Source organism: Actinoallomurus liliacearum (assembly GCF_039542035.1).
GTDB classification, from domain to species: domain Bacteria; phylum Actinomycetota; class Actinomycetes; order Streptosporangiales; family Streptosporangiaceae; genus Actinoallomurus; species Actinoallomurus liliacearum.
This window is the reverse complement of the sequence record NZ_BAABHJ010000026.1, coordinates 119,279-136,643: the sequence shown is the minus strand read 5'-3', so window position 1 is coordinate 136,643 and position 17,365 is coordinate 119,279. Positions and strand designations below refer to the sequence as shown.

The window sequence follows — 17,365 nt, the reverse complement described above, 5'->3', positions numbered from 1 at the left end:
CTTACCCCTTTTGTGTCGGATCGCGAGAATGCAACCGCGACATTACGGGGCAAAGAACGCTTAAATCCTGATCTACTCGAAGTTCGTTACGGAACTGTCGCCCGTCCCGCGCCCGGTCACGAGGTACTGCTCCAGAAAGGCGCGCTCCTCCTCGTCGAACCGCCGGGTCCGGTTCTGCTTCAGGCCGTAGCCGACCATCACCGAGGTCGCCCGCGCGTACACGTGCTCGTCGTCGCGCACCTCGTACGCCAGGCGAAAGGACGCCGCGCGGATCTCCGTGACCCGCGTCTCCACCCGCACCGGCTCGGGCCGCAGCAGCAGGGGCCGCTTGTAGTCGACCTCATGGCGGGCCACCACCAGGCCGTGCAGGGGCCGCCGGCGTCCCTCACGGTCCGGGTCGGTGTAGAACATCGCCACCCGGGCGTCCTCCAGGTACGTCAGGTAACGGCAGTTGTTCACGTGGCCCAGCGAGTCGATGTCGCCGAACCGCACGTGGAACTCGTGCACGTGCCTGTGGGGTACGCGGACGTGGCCGGGGTCGAGGGCAGGCTGGGTCATCACTGGTCCATCTCGTGTCATGGGTCGCACGGTCGGCGTCCAGTCTCCCGGTTCCCATCCCGCCGGACCGCACCCGGGGTGCGCCCATCGACACCGGATGACCGATGGATCGGCGTGGCACGTCGCCGGGGCGACGCCGGCCACCACGGGCCGGCCGTGCCTCCCGGTCAGGTGCGTTCGTACCAGCCGTCGATACGACCGCGGCCGAGGACGTCACCGGCGGCGGCCAGCACGTCGCGCGGCTTGGCGGAGTCCAGTGCTGTGCCGCTCGCGGCCTCGGTGACCGGTTCCGCCAGGGCGAAGAGCTGGAACACGTAACGGTGCGCGCCATGTCCCTTGATCGGCGCCGGGCCGAGGTAGCCGCGGCCCATGCCCGAACGCAGTAGGCGCACCCCGTCGGCCGGGTCGCCGTCGCCCAGCCCCCCTTGGGCGACGCCGGTCACCGAGGGATCCACCAGGGCGACACCATGGATGAACGGCGCGCGTGTCGGCGCGTCGGGATCCTCGATGACCAGCAGCAACTGTGCCGTGCCCTCGGGTACGGCGGTCCAGGTCAGGGCCGGTGACAGGTCCGTGCCGCCGACTCTCTTCGCGGCGTGGACGGTCGGGATCGTCGCCTCGTGCTCGAAGTCCGGACTGCTCAACGCCAGCGTGTCCGCGCCGGCCAGGTTCGGCGCGTTCCAGGCGAGGCCCACCTGCCCGGCCCGCCGGTTCTTCAGCAACTTGCCCAGCACTGCCATAGGTCTCTCCTGTCCGTCCGCGGTCACAGCCGCCGGGTGTCCGCCAGGGCGCACAGGGGTTCGGCGAAGCGGCAGATCTCCTCGGCCGCGTCGAACTCCTGGGTGATCGGCTCGGCCGACTCGGGCGGAGTCGGCGCGCCCGGCCAGGAGTGACCGCCTCCGAACACCGTCCAGGTGACGACCCGGGTTCCGCCGACGCCGGCGTCCGCCGTCGTACGGCTGGAGAACTCGGTGGTGTGCGTCCGGCCCGGTCCGGGCGGGCACCGATCGATGGCGCGCCAGCGCCCGGCCGTCTCCTCGAGGGACAACGTACGGCCGCGCGGCTCCCCGCCCGGCCCGCGGTGCCGGGAGTACCCGCCCTCGATCGGTGAGATCCTGTCGGCCGTGCCGTGAATCAGCAGTGCCGACACCGCGTGCGTCGGCGATACGTCGCGCAGGGCCGCGGGCATTCCGCCGGCGACGGCCGCCAGCACCGCCACCCGTTCGCTCGCCTCCAGCGCCAGCCGGTGGGCCATGAACGCGCCGTTGGAGATCCCCGCCACCACCGTCCGGTCCGGCGAGGTACCGCACCGGTCGGCCGACCAGTCGGTCAACGCGCGGAGGAACGCGACGTCGTCCACGCCCGCCTCGTCCGCCGTGGTGACACCACGGCCGTCCGCCCAGCACCCCCCGTGGCCGTCGGGATAGGCGATCGCCATGCCCCACGTGTCCGCCTGCCGGTCGAAGGTGGTCCACTCGCGCATGATCCATCCTCCGAGGTCGGGATGGTTGCCGTGCAGCACGAGCACGAGCGGTATCCGCCGGTCGTCCGGCGCCGCTCGGGGCAGCCGGATCGTGAAGTGACGGTCCCCTCCGCCGATCCTCAGCTCACCGGTGACCAGATCACCATCGGTTGCCATGCGCCCGCACCCCACCGGATATATGCGCAGTCTACCTGCGCAGTTTTTCGGTACTCTAACGGATGTGGGAGGGCACACGGCACGCCCGGCGGAAGACGCGTCGGCGATCGCCGACGAACTGCAGACGGTGGTCGGCGCGCTGGTCCGGCAGATACGCGCGGTGTCGCCGGGCCGTGAAGTGACGCTGTCGCAGGTCTCGATCCTCAAACGACTCGACCGCGAAGGGGCGCACACCGTCGCCGACCTGGCCCGACTGGACAAGATCACTCACCAGTCGGTCACCGTCTCCGTGGCCGGACTGGTCGACCGGAGGCTCCTGCGGCGCGTCCCGGATCCTCACGATCGGCGGCGCAAGCTGCTGGTCATCACGGATGAGGGCAAGCGTCTGCTGACCGAACGCCGGGACGCGGGTCACGAGAATCTCACCGACGCGATCGCCGACCGGCTCACCGCCGCGGAGCGGAGGCGACTGTCCGAAACACTCGTCCTGCTCCGCCGGCTGCTCGACTGACAAGGCCGTCCCGGCTCTTCGAACCGTCCTCCTGAGCCGAAAAGGAACGGGCCGCGGGACCCGGAGGTCTCGCGGCCCGTTCTCGCCGATGTCTCAGCGGGTCAGCTTGCGGTGGGTGACGCGGTGCGGGCGGGCCGCCTCGGCGCCCAGCCGCTCGACCTTGTTCTTCTCGTAGTCGGCGAAGTTGCCCTCGAACCAGAACCAGTTCGAGCCCTCTTCCCACGCCAGGATGTGCGTGGCGATGCGGTCGAGGAACCACCGGTCGTGGGACGTGATCACGGCGCAGCCGGGGAACTCCAGCAGGGCGTTCTCCAGCGAGCTGAGCGTCTCGACGTCCAGGTCGTTGGTGGGCTCGTCGAGCAGCAGGACGTTGCCGCCCTGCTTGAGGGTGAGCGCGAGGTTGAGGCGGTTGCGCTCACCACCGGACAGCACGCCGGACGGCTTCTGCTGGTCCGGGCCCTTGAAGCCGAACGCCGCGACGTACGCCCGGCTCGGCATCTCCACCTGGCCGACCTTGATGTGGTCGAGCCCGTCGGAGACGACCTGCCAGACGTTCTTCTGCGGGTCGATGCCGCCCCGGCTCTGGTCGACGTAGGAGATCTTGACGGTGTCGCCGACCTTGAGGACGCCCTCGTCCGGCTTCTCGTCCGCGGTGACGCCGTCGGGCGCGCCCGCGCCGGCCGCGTTGACGATCATGCGGAACAGCGTGGTCTTACCGACGCCGTTCGGGCCGATGATGCCGACGATGCCGTTCGGCGGCAGGTTGAAGGACAGGTCCTCCATCAGGAGACGGTCGTCGAAGCCCTTGGTGAGGTGCTCCGCGACGATCACCGTCGTACCCAGGCGCGGGCCCGGCGGGATCTGGATCTCCTCGAAGTCCAGCCTGCGGGTCTTGGCCGCCTCGGCCGCCATCTCCTCGTAGCGCTGGAGACGGGCCTTGCTCTTGGTCTGGCGGGCCTTCGGATTGGAGCGGACCCACTCCAGCTCCTGCTCCAGGCGCTTCTTGCGCTTGGCGTCCTTCTGGCCCTCGACCTTGAGGCGCTCGGCCTTCTTCTCCAGGTAGGTCGAGTAGTTGCCCTCGTATCCGACGAGCCGGCCCCGGTCGACCTCACAGATCCAGCCGGCGACCCTGTCGAGGAAGTAGCGGTCGTGGGTGACCGCCAGCACGGTGCCGGCGTACTTCTCAAGGTACTGCTCGAGCCACTGCACGCTCTCGGCGTCGAGGTGGTTGGTGGGCTCGTCGAGCAGCAGCAGGTCCGGCGCCTCCAGCAGCAGCTTGCACAGCGCCACGCGGCGCCGCTCGCCACCGGACAGCTTGGTCACGTCGGCGTCCGGCGCCGGGCACCGGAGCGCGTCCATCGCCTGCTCGAGCTGACTGTCGAGGTCCCAGGCGTTGCGGTGGTCGAGCTGCTCCTGGAGCTTGCCCATCTCGTCGAGCAGCTCATCGGAGTAGTCGGTCGCCATCTTCTCGGCGATCTCGTTGAACCGGTCGAGCATCGCCTTCGTCTCGGCGACACCCTCCTCGACGTTGCCGAGGACGGTCTTCTCCTCGTTGAGCGGCGGCTCCTGCTGCAGGATGCCGACGGTGAACCCGGGCATCAGCCGGGCCTCGCCGTTGGAGGGCTGCTCGAGGCCGGCCATCATCCGCAGCAGCGTGGACTTACCGGCGCCGTTGGGGCCGACGACACCGATCTTCGCTCCGGGGAGGAAGCTCAGGGTGACATCGTCCAGAACCACCTTGTCGCCGTGCGCCTTGCGCACGCGCTGCATCGTGTAGATGTACTCCGGCATGGTTTCAAGACTAGAGCCTCCGAGGGGATGGCCTTGCCGTGATTCGGCGCGCCTCGCCCGGCTTCTTCGTCGCCGGCAGGCAGATCCGGTTGCGCCCGGACTCCTTCGCGCGGTAAAGCGCCAGATCCGCCGAGGCGAGCAGCTCGATCAGGTCGTGCCCGTGGGTGCGGAACAGGGCGACGCCGATCGAGATCGTCACCGTGATCGTGGCGTCGTCGGCGGGGACGCACATCCGGCCGACCCGGCTGCGGAGCCGTTCGGCCACCCGGCAGGCCTCGAGCATGTCGGCGTTCGGCAGCAGCACGGCGAACTCCTCCCCGCCGAACCGACCAACCACGTCGTACTCCCGCAGTTGCTGGACCAGGGTGCCCGCCACCCCGGCCAGCACCTGATCGCCGGTCAGGTGCCCGTACGCGTCGTTGACCCGCTTGAAATGGTCGATGTCGATCAGGAGCAGGGCCAGCGACTCGTCGGTGCGCACCGCGCGGCTGATCTCGGTGCCGGCCTCCAGCTGCCAGGTCGCGGCGTTCAGCAGGCCGGTCTTCGAATCGAGCCGGGCGGCGGCCCGCAACTGGGTGTGCATCAGGCTGCGCTGCAGCATCATCACCGGCGGCAACGCGATCACCAGCAGCACCGGGGTCAGCGCACAGGAGATGGTGATCAGGATCCCGACGCAGATCTCCACGAGGTCGAGGAGGAGGATCTCACGGTTCCACAGCAGGTCGCGCCACGAGCGCTCGGTGTTCGCGATCTGCGCCGCGACCACGACGATCGCCGTGTTCACCACGGTGAACAGCACGGCGCAGATGACCACCATGGGAAGCCTGGTGTCCAGGTCGGTGAGCCACGAGGCGGGGTCCCGGAGCGGATGCGGCACGACCGCGTGGAACGTGGCGGAGGCGGCCGCTCCGGCCAGGCCGTGCGCGGAGGTCACGATCACCCGCCGGTGCAGCATCGTCCGGCGCACCCGCAGTTGCAGCAGGATCTGCAGCGGGATCGGCATCAGCAACGCGTACACCGGCTGCATCAGCAGCGCCCCGGGCAACCACCACGCCGACAGCAGGTCACGCGCCACACCAGCCGGCATGCCGAGCCGCCGGGACGCCTCGATGCTGATCGCCCCGCAGGCCAGGAGCGCCCCGAACAGGACCGGCGCCTGCGGGCACCACGTCGCGTGCGTGGCGGCGACACCGATCAGCGCGGCGTGCAGCGCGACGACCACGAAGACGTACGGGGCGAGCAAGGGCGGCTGCTCCAGCAACGGCCATCGCCGCGGGGCGGCGGCGACGTCACCGTGTCCGTCGCCGGAGGTTTGCAGTGCCGTCATTCATCCCCCTACGGGTCAGACCGTGGCCGCCCCTTCGGGCGGCCGCCGACGCAGGACGGCGGCTCATGCTCGCTCTTGATCGAATCACGTTCAGTAATAGGATAGTTGCAATGTGTGCGGAGTGGGCAAGAAATTCGGTACCTTCTTAGGGCGGTCCGGTGGCGGGCCGCGGCGGCCCGCAGCGATGGGCGCCGCGCCGACCCCATCAGACGTGCTCGTGACCACCGGCTCCCCACGCCGGCGGACGCGCCATCCCGAAAGGAAGGCACGATGCGCGGCATCTCCTGGATCTGACGGCGTCACACACCGTTCCGACAGCCTGAGCATGGGTGGCGCATGCTCGGCCGGGCGCTTCGAACGGTGTCGGGCGTTCTGGTCGTCCGCGTTCGCCCCCGTGTCCGGGCGGCGCTCATCATGTCGGTGGCCCCAGGGTGCCGGTGTGGGGTGCCTCACGCCCTGGGACAGCGGTACCGCTCGGACGAAGCTCCTGGCGGCCGACGCGGCGCTCCGTCGTGCGGTGGCCGCTTGCGGCCAACTCATGACCCGCCATGCCGCCGCCCCTCGCGCCGACCGCACGAGCCATGCGCACCCGCCGCCTGCCGACAGACCTCAGGACCCCAGAGGCCACTGAATGCGAGAGGGCCGAAGGCGGGCGCAACGCGCGAAGGCCGACGGCGGACGCGACGCTCAGAGGCCGACGGCGAAGGCGCGACGCTCGACGGGCGGTGAGCGGAGGCGCCGGGCGGCGCCTCCGCTCACCGGTCGTCGGTGTGCCTACCGTCCCCGTGCCGCCTGGGTGCTCACCCGGCGGGCCCAGGAGACCCCGGAGGGGCGCATCAGGCGACCGCCCGGATCTCGGTCCGCTCGGCGGTCTCGTCGGTGTCGCCGGAGCCCTCCGTGACCTGGGCGGTGAGCTCCTCCGCTCCCTCGGCGTCCTCCTTCGCGTCGAGCCAGCGGTCGGCGAGGTCGTCGGCCTGTCTGCGGTCCTCCGACAGGTTGATCGAGGAGCGCTGGGAGCGCTGCAGGCGGGCGACGCCGCGGCTGAGGTCGTGGCCGACCGTGGTCGCCTCGACCTGGGCGGAGAACCGCGTCTGGCCGTCCTTGGCGTACTCCCGGATGCGGAGGCGGCCCGTGACGATGACCGGATCCCCTCGTTTCAGATCGCTCTCCTGGAGGTTGGTGGCGAGGGAACGCCAGCAGGTCACGGTCAGGAACATCGGGTCCTCGTCGCGCCACTGGCCGAGGTCGCGGTCGAAGCGGCGTGGGGTGCTGCCGATGCGGAGGGACATCAGGGACGTGCCGCTGGACAGGACCTCGAAGTGGGGCTCGGCGGCCACGAAACCGATCACGGTGATCAGCGCGTCGTTCACGAAGGCTCCTGGGGTGCGTGCGCGGCGGCCCTGCGCCGCCGCCGTCACCCCCACCGTCGAGGATGCCGGACCCCGCCCACCAGTCCCCTCCGTGAACTGTGGATAACTCCCCGTGCCCGGCCCGTCTCGGCGCGGGAGGTCAGGGCGCGACGTCGCGGATGGCGTGCCCGGCCTGGTCGCGGAACCGCGCGTACACGGCGAGCTCCTGCTCGACGGGCGCGATGACGAGCTCGCGCGCCGCCGAGGCGACGCCCTCGCGCATCTGCTGCTCCATCCGCTCGCTGTGCTTCACCGAGGTCAGCGCGATCGTGTTACGTGCGGCCAGCGCGGTGAGCAGGCCGAGTCCGAGAACGCAGACGAGGACGAGCGCGGCGTACGGCGCGACGCCGGCCTCGCCGAGGAGACGGGTCGGCGCGTGGGCGAGCTTGAGTCCGGCGAAGGCCGCGATGGCACCGAGCCAGACGACGCTGATGGCGGCGACGACGAGCAGGAGGTACTGCCAGATCCGTACGGCCCACCACCAGCCCGGAACCTGGTTGAAGGACGGCACCACGGCGCGCAGCGCGGCGCCGAGCGTCTCCGGGAGCGCCTCGGCATGGGACCGGCCGGCCTCCCGTACCGACCGGCGCCAAGAGGGCGGCAGGTCGCGGACGACGTCCTCGGTGACGTCCTGCAGGGCGTTGTCGACGTGGGCCTGCTGGGCGTTGACGGGCGTGGTGAACGCGGCGCGCAGCTCGTCGCGGAGCTCGCCGAGGCGCATGCGGCGCAGCGGGTCGCTGCGCAGGCGGGCCACGAGACGGGCGAGGGGCCATCCGACGTAGTCGAGCGCGCGCAGTGCGTACGCGCTCTCCATCGCCTCGGCCACGGCGGAGATGCCGGCGGCGTCCACCAGCGCCTCGACGAGCGCCGCCGCGCGCTTGTCGTCCACGGCGGTGGGCGGCTCGACCGAGCCGAAGGCGCCCTCGAACCGCTGGATGAGCCGGTCCATGTCGGCGATGAGCCGCCGGGTGCGGGCCCGGCGGGCGGCCACGGTGTCCGCGATGACGTCGCGGAAGTCCTCGATGCCCGCCCCGGACTTGGCCGAGGAGGTCAGGATGCGCGGAGCACGCAGGCCCTCGGCCTCCAGCAGCCGCCTCAGGTCCTTGACGCACTCGTCGATCTCTTCGGGCGCGAGCCGGTCGACCTGGTTGAGGACGATCAGGCTGATGCCGTCGTGGCCGGCCAGCGGCTCGAGGTAGCGCCGGTGCACGGCGAAGTCGGCGTACTTCTGCGGGTCGAGCACCCAGATGAGCAGGTCCGCGACGCCGACGTACCGGTCGACCTCGGCGACCTGCTCGGACCGGACGGAGTCGTGGTCGGGCAGGTCGAGCAGGATGAGGCCCTGCAGCGAGCCCGCGCCCTCGGCGCCGTCCGTCTGGTCGAGCGCGCTGGCGCGGGCGTACCGGTGGCGCTTCTCGATCTCCAGCCAGTCCAGCAGCGGTCCGGCGCCGTCGAGGCCCCACACGCAGGCGTGCGCGGAGGACGTCATCGGGCGGCGGAGCCCCGTCGGGGACAGCTCGAGGCCGCAGACGGCGTTGAACAGCGACGACTTGCCGCTGCCGGTGCCGCCGGCGAGCGCGACGATCGTGTGGTCGCCGGACAGGCGCAGCCGGTCGCCGGCCCGGCCGAGGAGCGCGGCGGCGTCGTCCATGAGCTCCTGGTCGACGCGGCCCTCCCCGAGCTCGACGAGCCGGTCGAGGGTGGCCAGGCGCCGGGTCAGCCCGGACATCTCGGGCGGCGCCGCCTCCGTGTCCGGCGCGGGGTCCTGCCCGGGCGCGGTCGGCTGCTGCGGGGAGGTCTGCCGGGACGTGCCGGAGACGCCGGGGGTGGTCGTCGTCATCGGTCGCGATCCTCCTCGGTCACCGGGCGACCTCGAGGTTGTAAGTGGCCTGGTAGAGCTGGACGGGGGTGGTCTCGTCGGGCACCCCGGCGCCGTCGAGCACCTGCCCGAAGCGGATGGCCTCCTCGTCGAACAGCATGCCGGTGCGGCCGCGCAGGTCGGCCCGCGCCTTGGCGCTCATGCTGCGGAGGGACTCGGCGCCGAAGAGCGCCTTGAGCAGCCGCTGCGGCACGGCGCTGGTGCCGCCCTCGACCGCGATGTCGCTGGTGCCGAAGCCGAACAGACCGACCATCAGCACGAGTGCCAGGGCGTCCTCATCATAGGAGACGAACTTGGCCACCGAACGCTTCGTGACCCCCTCGGTGCGGATCAGGTCGGCGATGTGGTCCTGCCAGGCGCTGACGGCGCGGGTGACGCGCCGGGGCAGCTCCGCGGAGGCGCGGTCCAGCGTCTGGTCGCGCCCCTCCAGCAGCATGGCGCCGGCCGGGCGGCTCCGCCAGCGCTTCACGACCTCCTCCGCGGAGCGCTCCGCGCCGGCCACGATGAGGGACTCCAGGGCGCTGCGCAGGGCGGCCTTGAGGGCACGGACCCGGGTGGGCGTGCGCTTGCGGCGGTTGCCGCGGTGCCCGGTCTGGCCGCGGCCGGCGTGCAGCGCGCGCTCGAGGTCGCCGGTGCCGGCGAAGTCCTGCCAGCGGGCGAGGACCTCGCCGCGCAGCAGGGAGCCGTTGCGGGTGGCCTCGTCGAGCTCGGCGAGACCGGTCGCGTAGGCGCCCTCGACCTCCTCGCGGAGCATCGTGCGCAGCGCGACCTGCTCCTCGACCTTCGCGGCCAGCTCGGGGACGCGGGTACGGAAGGTGTCGAGCACGCCACCCAGAGTAGACCTGATGACCTCGGCTCGGCCATCCTCGTCCTCGCTGATGCCGCTCAGCCAGACCTGGACCTCGTCGGCCGCCTCGGACGGCAGCATCCCGCCGGACACCGTGGTCTCGGGGATGACGAACTGCGCGGCCTGCTCGAGGCCGTTGTCCTTGAGCATCTCGGCGAAGTGGCCGACGATCTCCTCGCCGCCCTCCGGGACGCGCGACAGGACGACGCCGAGGGTGGCGCCGTGGTCGCGGGCTCGGTGCAGCAGGCGCCAGACGAGGGCGTCGGCGTAGCGGGCCGCGGTGGTCACGCAGATCCACACGTCGGCCGCCGCGAGGAACTGCGCCGCGAACTCGTGGTGCTCCTCGAACACCGAGTCGACGTCCGGGCTGTCGAGCAGCGCGAGCCCCTTGGGCAGCACGTCGCTCTTCATGATCACCAACTGGTCGCCGACCACGGCGTCCGGCGCCGGGCCGGGGACCCGTCCGAAGCCGGGCAGGACGTAGCGCTCGTCGAGCCACCAGTCCGCGTCGTCGGGATGGCAGACGAGGATCGGGCTGCTCGTCGTGGGACGCAGCACGCCCGTCGCGCTGACCCGCTCACCGACGAGCGTGTTGACCAGCGTGGACTTGCCCGCGCCGGTCGACCCGCTGAGCACCACCAGCAGCGGGGCGTCCTTGCGGCGCACCCGGGGCAGGAGGTAGTCGTCGAGCTGGTTCAGCAGGTCCTGTTGCATGACCCGCGCCTCGTCGACGCCGGGGGCGTCGAGCACGAACCGGAAGGAGGCGATCTGGTCCCGTAGATCGACCAGGGCCTCGTCGAGTGGAAGGGGTGTCGCCGCGCGTTTGATCGCGCTCTGGTCAGCCGGGGGTGTCACGGAGTCCGCCCCAAATCCGCGTTCAGCATGTCGATCTGGCGCGCCACCTGCACGACGTCGCCCACGACGACGATCGCCGGCGGCCGCACGCCGATGGCCGTCATCTCGTCCACAACCGTCGCGAGCGTCGCCATGAGGGCGCGCTGGGTCTGCAGCGTACCGTCCTGGATGACGGCGACGGGAGTGTCAGGCGACCGACCATAGCGCATCAGCGTGTCGGCGATGACCCCCATGCGTTCGACCGCCATCAGCAGCACGAGCGTGCCCTGGGCGCGGCCGAGCCCCTCCCAGTCGACGGTCGACGCGGGGTCCCCCGGCGCGACGTGCGCGGACACCACGTGGAACTCCTGCGACACGCCTCGGTGGGTGACCGGGATGCCGACCGCGGCGGGCACGGCGATGGCGCTGGTGATGCCGGGGACGACGGTGACCGGGATCCCCTCACGCGCGCAGTGCAGGACCTCCTCGGCGCCCCGGCCGAAGACGAACGGGTCGCCGCCCTTCAGGCGGACGACGAAGCGTCCCGCCTTGGCCTGCTCGACGAGCACCGCGTTGATGCGCTCCTGCGTGACCGAGCGGCCGTACGGGATCTTGGACGCGTCGATGATCTCGACGTCGGCGGACAGTTCGTCGAGGAGCTCGCGGGGGGCGAGCCGGTCGGTGACGACGACGTCCGCCTGGGCCAGGAGCTGCCGGCCGCGTACGGTGATGAGCCCCGGGTCGCCGGGGCCGCCGCCGACCAGCGCCACGCCCACCGGGCGCCGCCGCGAGTGCCGTGCCTCGATGGTGCCGTCGCGCAGCCCGGCGACGACGACGTCGCGCAGGCCCGCCGCGTGGCGCGGGTCGCCGCCCGCGAGCACCCCGACGGTGGTCTCGCCGACCCGGCCGCTCGCCGGCGTCCAGGCCGGGGACAGCTCCGCGTCGTCGGCGCGCACGCACCACGTCCCCTGGCCCTCGGCCTCGGCGGCGACCGCGGCGTTGACCTCGCCGTCGTCGGTCGCGGCCTGCACGAGCCAGGCGCCGGCGCAGTCGCCCGGCCGGTACGCCCGGCGCTCCCACGTGATCTCGCCGCGGGCGGCCAGATCGTCCAGCATCGGCGTGGCCTCGGGCGCGATCAGCAGCACGTCGGCGCCGGCGGCCAGCAGTGTGGGGACGCGTCGCTGGGCGACGCGCCCGCCACCGATGACGACGACACGGCGGCCGTCGAAGCGCAGGCCGAGAAGGTAGGGCGGCACGAAAGATCTCCTGGTCGAGATGTGGACGGTCTGGTCCGGCACCAAAGGTACCCGCGCCGGTCAGGCGCCATCCGGCGCGGCGGCGTCATTCTCGGCCTCCCCGGCCGGGCCCGCCGCGGCGACACCGGCGGAGGCCTCCCGGCCCCGGCCGGCCCGGTCCGGCGCGGCGGAGTCCTCCTGAGCGCCGCCCGCCGGACCCGCCGCTGCGGAGTCCTCTCGGGCACCGCCGGCCGGACCCGCCGCGGCGACGTCGGCGGCGTCCTTGTCCGCGACGCCCGCCGAGTCGAACGTGGCGACCTCGTGCAGCACCCGTACGGCGCCGGCGATGAGGGGCAGGGCGAGGAGGGCGCCGGTCCCCTCCCCCAGGCGGAGCCGCAGGTCGACGAGCGGGCGCAGCCCCATGGACGCCAGGGCGGCGGCGTGGCCCGGTTCGGCGGAATGGTGCCCGGCGAGGCAGAAGTCGCGGGCGCCCGGGGCGAGCGCGACGGCGACGAGCGCGGCGGCGCCGGCGATCACGCCGTCGAGCACGACGGGGACGCGGTGGGCCGCCGCGCCGAGGACGAAGCCGGCGATCGCCGCGTGCTCCAGCCCGCCGACCTGCGCCAGAACCGCGAGCGGAGCGGCGGACGCCACCCGGGCGTCCGCGCCCGCCGTTCCGTCGTGTCCGGGCAGTTCGGTACGGGCGCGGGTGAGGGCTGCCCGGACGACCTCGACCTTCCGGGCGTGCGTGGCGTCGTCGATGCCCGTGCCGTACCCGGTGACGTCGTCGGGCGCGCGGCCGGTGAAGGCGGCGATGAGGGCGGCCGAGGCGGTGGTGTTGGCGATGCCCATGTCCCCGGTCAGCAGGCACCGGTGACCCGCCGCGACCAGGTCGCGGGCGGCCTCGATGCCGACCTCGACGGCCCGCCGGGCCTGCTCGGCGGTCATCGCCGGGCCCCGGGTCATGTCGGCGGTGCCGTTCGCGACCTTCCTGGCGAGCAGGCCGGGCGCCTCGGGCAGGTCTCCATTGACGCCCACGTCGACGACGGTGACCTCGGCGCCGACCTGCCGGGCGAAGGCGTTGACCACCGCGCCGCCCGCGAGGAAGTTGTGCACCATCTGGCCGGTCACCTCCTGCGGCCAGGGGGTGACGCCCTGGGCGTGCACGCCGTGGTCGGCGGCGAACACCGCCACCGCGGCGGGCGCGGGCAGCGGCGGCGGACACACGCCGGCGACCCCGGCGAGACGGATCCCCAGCTCTTCCAGCTCGCCGAGCGAGCCGCGCGGCTTGGTCAACCGGTCGTGCCGTTCGCGGGCCGCCCGCATCGCCGCTTCGTCCAGCGGCCGGATCGCGGCGACCGTCTCGGCGATCAGCTCCATCTACGTCTCCCTAGGAGGTCAGGTCGGTCAGCACGGACTTGAGCACGCCGGTGAAGGCGTCGTTGGTGGCGGCGTCCCGTACGGCGACGCGCAGCCAGTCGGGTCCCAGGCCGGGGAACGTGTCGCCGCGCCGGACCGCGTAGCCGCGGTCGCGCAGCGCCGCGCGTACGGCCAGGCCGCCTGACGGTCCGGGGACCCGCACGCACAGGAACGACGCCCGCGCGTCGGGCACGACGTGCGCGCCCAGCGCGCGGATCTCCGCCGCCAGCCGGTCCCGCTCGATCGCCAGGTCCCGCGCCCACGCGTCGGCCTCGGCGAGGGCACGGGGACTCGTGCAGGCCTCCGCGGCGACCAGCGCCGGGGCGGACACCGACCACAGCGGCTGCGCCTCGGCCAGCCGGGCGATCAGCGACGGCTCGGCGAGGACGTAGCCGACGCGCAGTCCCGCCAGGCCCCAGGTCTTGGTGAGGCTGCGGATGACGACCAGCCCGGGGACTCCGGTACGGGACGCGAGGCTCTCGGTCTCACCGGGGACGCAGTCCATGAACGCCTCGTCGACCACCAGCGTCCGGCCCGGCCGGGCGAGCGCCGCGATCGCCGCCGCCGGGTGCAGCACGGACGTCGGGTTCGTCGGGTTGCCGAGCATGACCAGGTCGGCGTCCTCGGGCACCAGGCCGGCTGCGGACCTCATCCCGTCTCCGGGCACCGCGCCGCCCCCGAGCACCACGCCGTCTCCAGGCACCGCGCCGTTCCCGGACACCGCGCCGAGCCGGAAGTCGCCGTCCAGGGTCACCCGGTCCGGCTCGTGTCCCGCCGCCCGCAGCGCGGCCTCCGGCTCGGTGAACTGCGGGTGCACGACGACCGGGCGCCGGGGCGTGAGGACGCGGGCGAGCAGGACGAACGCCTCCGCCGCCCCCGCGGTCAGCAGGACCTCCTCCGGTGAGCGGCCGTGACGGCGGGCCACCGCCGCCCGTGCGCGGGCGGCGTCGGGATAGGCCGCCAGCCCGGCCACGCTGTCGCGCAGCAGCGCGGCGAGCCAGGCGGGCGGCGTCCCCGGGCGGACGTTGACGGCGAGGTCCACCAGGCCGGGTCCCACCTCCGTGTCGCCGTGGTGGCGCAGGTCGACGTCAGCGCACACGGGTACGGCTCGGATCGTCCGGGTGGGCATGCGCGGGATCGCCCGGGTGGAGATGCGCGTGACCGTGCCCGTGCGCGGGGTCGTCCGGGTGGTGGTGCGGAACCTGTGGCGCTCCGACGCGGTCCTCGAAGCCCGGCATCGCGATGCGGTACACGCAGGTGTCGCAGTTCATCCGGATGTCGCCGGCCAGGGCCTCCTCGTAGCGTTCGAGGACCAGGTCGGCGAGGCCGTCGCAGTCGCCGATCACGTCGGCGCACCGGACCTCCACGTCCTCATGCGCCTGGGCCTGCGCCGCCACGCGGTCCGGCAGCACGCCGGGGAACAGGAAGTACGGCAGCACGACCACGCGGCGCGCGCCGAGCCGGCGGCAGCGGTCGAGCCCCTCGGGGACGCCGGGCCGGGCCAGCGACACGAACGCCGGTTCGACCATGCCCAGGCCCCGGCCCTCCCACAGCAGCCGGGCGACCTTGTGGACCTCGGCGTTGGCGTCCGGGTCGGTCGAGCCCCGGCCGACGAGCAGCACGGCGGTGTCGGCACGCTCGGCCGGGTCGAGGACGGCGGACAGGCGCTCGTCCAGGAGGTCCAGCAGCTTGGGATGCGGGCCGAGGGGGCGGCCGTAGACGTACGACAGGCCGGGCCGGCGCGCCCGCTCACGGGCCAGCGCGCCGGGGATGTCGCCCTTGCCGTGCCCGGCGGCGACCAGGACCATCGGCACAGCGGCGAAGTGCCGGTGCCCGGCGTCGTACAGCTCGGCGACGGCGTCGGTCAGCGGCGGGGGCGACAGCTCGATGAACCCTCCGGACACGTCGACCGGCAGCCGGCCCCGCAACCGCTCGACGAACCGGCCGAACTCCTCGGCCCCGCTCTCGTCGCGCGTTCCGTGCCCGACCAGCAGCAGCGGCGTCATGGGTTCCCTTCTTCTTCCTCGGCCGTGCCCTCGTAGTAGAGGAGGGCGTTGAGGGCGGCGGCGGCCACGGCGGAGCCGCCCTTCTCGGAGACGTTGCTGACGGCGGGCAGCCCGCTCTTGCGCAGCGCCTCCTTGGACTCGGCGGCGCCGACGAACCCGACCGGCAGCCCGATCACGAGCGCCGGGTCGACGTCGCGCGCGATGATCTCCTCCAGGGCGGTCGGCGCGCAGCCGACGACCCAGATCGCGCCCCGGCCGACCTCGGCGTACGACAGGCGGATCGCCGCGGCCGAGCGGGTGATCCCCGCGGCCCGCGCCATCCGCGCGGCCGCCGGGTCGCCGACCGAGCAGATCGTCTCCCGGCCGGTGATGCCGGCGGCGACCATGGCCACGTCGGTGACGACCGGCGCCCCCGCGCGCAGCGCCCGCAGCCCGCGCCGCAGGTGGGCCTCGTCGGTGACGAGGTCGACGGCGTACTCCAGGTCGGCGCTGGCGTGGATGACGCGCTCGGCGACCGCCCGCCACAGGGGTGGCATCGGGCTGAGGTCGACGCGCGACCGCAGGATCTCGTACGACTGTTCCTCGATGGGATGGATGGTCCTGGTGTTCATGCACTGCTCCCGTAGCGCTGTTCGAACCGGCCCGCTCTCCAGAGGACGGCCGCGACGAGCCAGGAGATGACGAACACGGCGACGATTCCGTAGCCGAGGTACTCGAACCGGTCGGCGAGGGCGGCGTAGGAGTCGAGGAACGCCGCGCCGGCGTACTTGGCGAGCAGGTCGGCGAGGTAGACGCTGCCGATGAAGCCGGCGATCAGCACCGTCATCGCGGTGGTCGCCATGTTGTAGTAGAGCTTGCGCGCCGGGCTGCGGAACGCCCAGGAGTACGCCCGGGTCATCAGCAGGCTGTCGCAGGTGTCCAGCGCGCTCATCCCGGCGGCGAACAGCAGCGGAAGGGTCAGCGTCGCCAGCAGCGGCAGCGCGCCCTGGCCCGCGCTCTGCGCGGCCAGCCCGAGGAGGGTGACCTCCGAGGCGGTCTCCAGGCCCAGGCCGAACAGCAGGCCGACCGGGTACATGTGCCACGACGACTTGATCAGCGCGCGGGCCCGGCCGCCGAGCATGCGGTTCATCAGGCCGCGGTTGAGGAGCTGGATCTCCAGCTCGCGCTCGTCGAGGTCGCCGCGGGTCATCCGCCGCCACAGCCCGGCGACGCCGCGCAGCACCACCGCGTTCAGGGCCGCCACCAGCAGCAGGAAGCCCATCGCGACGACGACCGAGACGGCTCCGCCGACCTCTCGGAACGAATCGATCTGCGCGGTCGTCGCCGCGCCCGCCGCCAGGGCGATCACGGTGGAGAGCACGAGCACGACCGTCGAGTGGCCCATCGCGAAGAAGAAGCCCACGCCGACGGACCGGCGGCCGCGCTGCAGCATCAGCCGGGTCGTGTCGTCGATCGCGGCGATGTGGTCGGCGTCGAACGCGTGCCGCATGCCGAGGACGTACGCCGTGACGCCGGCGGCGGTGAACGAGCCGGCCGCGGCGAGGTTGCGGGAGTAGTAGAAGTACAGCGACCAGCCGGTGATGTGCAGCAGCGCGATGATGCCCAGGATCCCGGACAGGCGCGCGCGTTCGGCGCGCGTCCAGGTCCCGACCGTCAGCGGCACGGGGGGTGTCGTCAAGGGGCCTCCTTCGACGGCCCGCCGACCCGGCGGGTGCGCCGGGTCACGGGAGTTCCTCGATGGCGTCGACCGGGCAGATCTCGGCGCATTCGCCGCATCCGGTGCACCGTTCGGGCAGGACCCGCAGCGGGTCGCCGCCGTGCGCGGCCCACCCGGCGTGCGGGCGGATGGCGTGTTCGGGGCAGGTGAGCAGGCAGGCTCCGCAGCCCTGGCAGCGTCCGGTGACGCGCAC

The 17,365-nt window shown here is 72.8% G+C and carries 16 protein-coding genes; 1 reads left to right on the top strand and 15 read right to left on the bottom strand.

Going from position 1 to position 17,365, the window contains the following annotated elements:
- Positions 1 to 72: 72 nt before the first annotated feature.
- The 3 genes from ABD978_RS31320 to ABD978_RS31310 form a co-directional block, all read right to left on the bottom strand.
- Positions 73 to 558: an acyl-CoA thioesterase gene (locus ABD978_RS31320; RefSeq protein WP_345362868.1), complete on the bottom strand. Its 486-nt coding sequence runs from the start codon at positions 556 to 558 to the stop codon at positions 73 to 75.
- Between the two features lie 167 nt (positions 559 to 725).
- Positions 726 to 1,298 carry a YbhB/YbcL family Raf kinase inhibitor-like protein gene (locus ABD978_RS31315; RefSeq protein WP_345362866.1) on the bottom strand — a complete coding sequence of 191 codons (573 nt, stop codon included), beginning with the start codon at positions 1,296 to 1,298 and terminating at the stop codon, positions 726 to 728.
- Between the two features lie 23 nt (positions 1,299 to 1,321).
- Positions 1,322 to 2,197 carry a CE1 family esterase gene (locus tag ABD978_RS31310; protein ID WP_345362864.1) on the bottom strand — a complete coding sequence of 292 codons (876 nt, stop codon included), beginning with the start codon at positions 2,195 to 2,197 and terminating at the stop codon, positions 1,322 to 1,324.
- 64 nt (positions 2,198 to 2,261) lie between these two features.
- Between ABD978_RS31310 and ABD978_RS31305 the strand changes: the two genes are divergently transcribed.
- Positions 2,262 to 2,708, top strand: a complete 447-nt coding sequence (locus ABD978_RS31305) for a MarR family winged helix-turn-helix transcriptional regulator (protein ID WP_345362862.1) — start codon at positions 2,262 to 2,264, stop codon at positions 2,706 to 2,708.
- Between the two features lie 93 nt (positions 2,709 to 2,801).
- Here the strand turns inward: ABD978_RS31305 and ettA are convergent, their stop codons facing one another.
- From ettA to ABD978_RS31245, 12 genes are all read right to left on the bottom strand, one after another.
- Positions 2,802 to 4,499 (bottom strand): energy-dependent translational throttle protein EttA, encoded by a 1,698-nt coding sequence (gene ettA, locus ABD978_RS31300; RefSeq protein WP_345362860.1) that lies wholly within the window; start codon positions 4,497 to 4,499, stop codon positions 2,802 to 2,804.
- A gap of 10 nt (positions 4,500 to 4,509) precedes the next feature.
- Positions 4,510 to 5,826 (bottom strand): GGDEF domain-containing protein, encoded by a 1,317-nt coding sequence (locus ABD978_RS31295; protein WP_345362858.1) that lies wholly within the window; start codon positions 5,824 to 5,826, stop codon positions 4,510 to 4,512.
- A gap of 836 nt (positions 5,827 to 6,662) precedes the next feature.
- Positions 6,663 to 7,196 (bottom strand): single-stranded DNA-binding protein, encoded by a 534-nt coding sequence (locus ABD978_RS31290; RefSeq protein WP_345362856.1) that lies wholly within the window; start codon positions 7,194 to 7,196, stop codon positions 6,663 to 6,665.
- A gap of 139 nt (positions 7,197 to 7,335) precedes the next feature.
- Complete coding sequence (locus tag ABD978_RS31285; protein WP_345362854.1) at positions 7,336 to 9,075, bottom strand: P-loop NTPase family protein; 1,740 nt, start codon at positions 9,073 to 9,075, stop codon at positions 7,336 to 7,338.
- A gap of 19 nt (positions 9,076 to 9,094) precedes the next feature.
- Positions 9,095 to 10,816, bottom strand: coding sequence for a GTPase family protein (locus tag ABD978_RS31280; protein ID WP_345362852.1), 1,722 nt, complete (start codon positions 10,814 to 10,816; stop codon positions 9,095 to 9,097).
- Positions 10,813 to 12,051 (bottom strand): uroporphyrinogen-III C-methyltransferase, encoded by a 1,239-nt coding sequence (cobA, locus tag ABD978_RS31275; RefSeq protein ID WP_345362850.1) that lies wholly within the window; start codon positions 12,049 to 12,051, stop codon positions 10,813 to 10,815. The genes ABD978_RS31280 and cobA overlap by 4 nt, the downstream gene beginning before the upstream one ends.
- Before the next feature lie 60 nt (positions 12,052 to 12,111).
- The gene (gene cobT, locus ABD978_RS31270; protein ID WP_345362848.1) at positions 12,112 to 13,410 is read right to left on the bottom strand and encodes a nicotinate-nucleotide--dimethylbenzimidazole phosphoribosyltransferase; all 1,299 of its coding nucleotides are present in this window, start codon (positions 13,408 to 13,410) and stop codon (positions 12,112 to 12,114) included.
- Positions 13,411 to 13,420: 10 nt separating this feature from the next.
- A complete protein-coding gene (locus ABD978_RS31265; RefSeq protein ID WP_345362846.1) occupies positions 13,421 to 14,548 on the bottom strand; it encodes an aminotransferase class I/II-fold pyridoxal phosphate-dependent enzyme in 1,128 nt (375 codons plus the stop codon).
- A complete protein-coding gene (locus tag ABD978_RS31260) occupies positions 14,538 to 15,455 on the bottom strand; it encodes a sirohydrochlorin chelatase (RefSeq protein WP_345362844.1) in 918 nt (305 codons plus the stop codon). Before ABD978_RS31260 ends, ABD978_RS31265 begins: the two co-directional genes overlap by 11 nt.
- Positions 15,452 to 16,066, bottom strand: a complete 615-nt coding sequence (locus ABD978_RS31255) for a precorrin-8X methylmutase (RefSeq protein WP_345362842.1) — start codon at positions 16,064 to 16,066, stop codon at positions 15,452 to 15,454. The genes ABD978_RS31260 and ABD978_RS31255 overlap by 4 nt, the downstream gene beginning before the upstream one ends.
- Positions 16,063 to 17,133 carry a HoxN/HupN/NixA family nickel/cobalt transporter gene (locus ABD978_RS31250; protein WP_345362840.1) on the bottom strand — a complete coding sequence of 357 codons (1,071 nt, stop codon included), beginning with the start codon at positions 17,131 to 17,133 and terminating at the stop codon, positions 16,063 to 16,065. Before ABD978_RS31250 ends, ABD978_RS31255 begins: the two co-directional genes overlap by 4 nt.
- 43 nt (positions 17,134 to 17,176) lie before the next feature.
- Positions 17,177 to 17,365 carry a ferredoxin family protein gene (locus ABD978_RS31245; protein WP_345362838.1) on the bottom strand — a complete coding sequence of 63 codons (189 nt, stop codon included), beginning with the start codon at positions 17,363 to 17,365 and terminating at the stop codon, positions 17,177 to 17,179.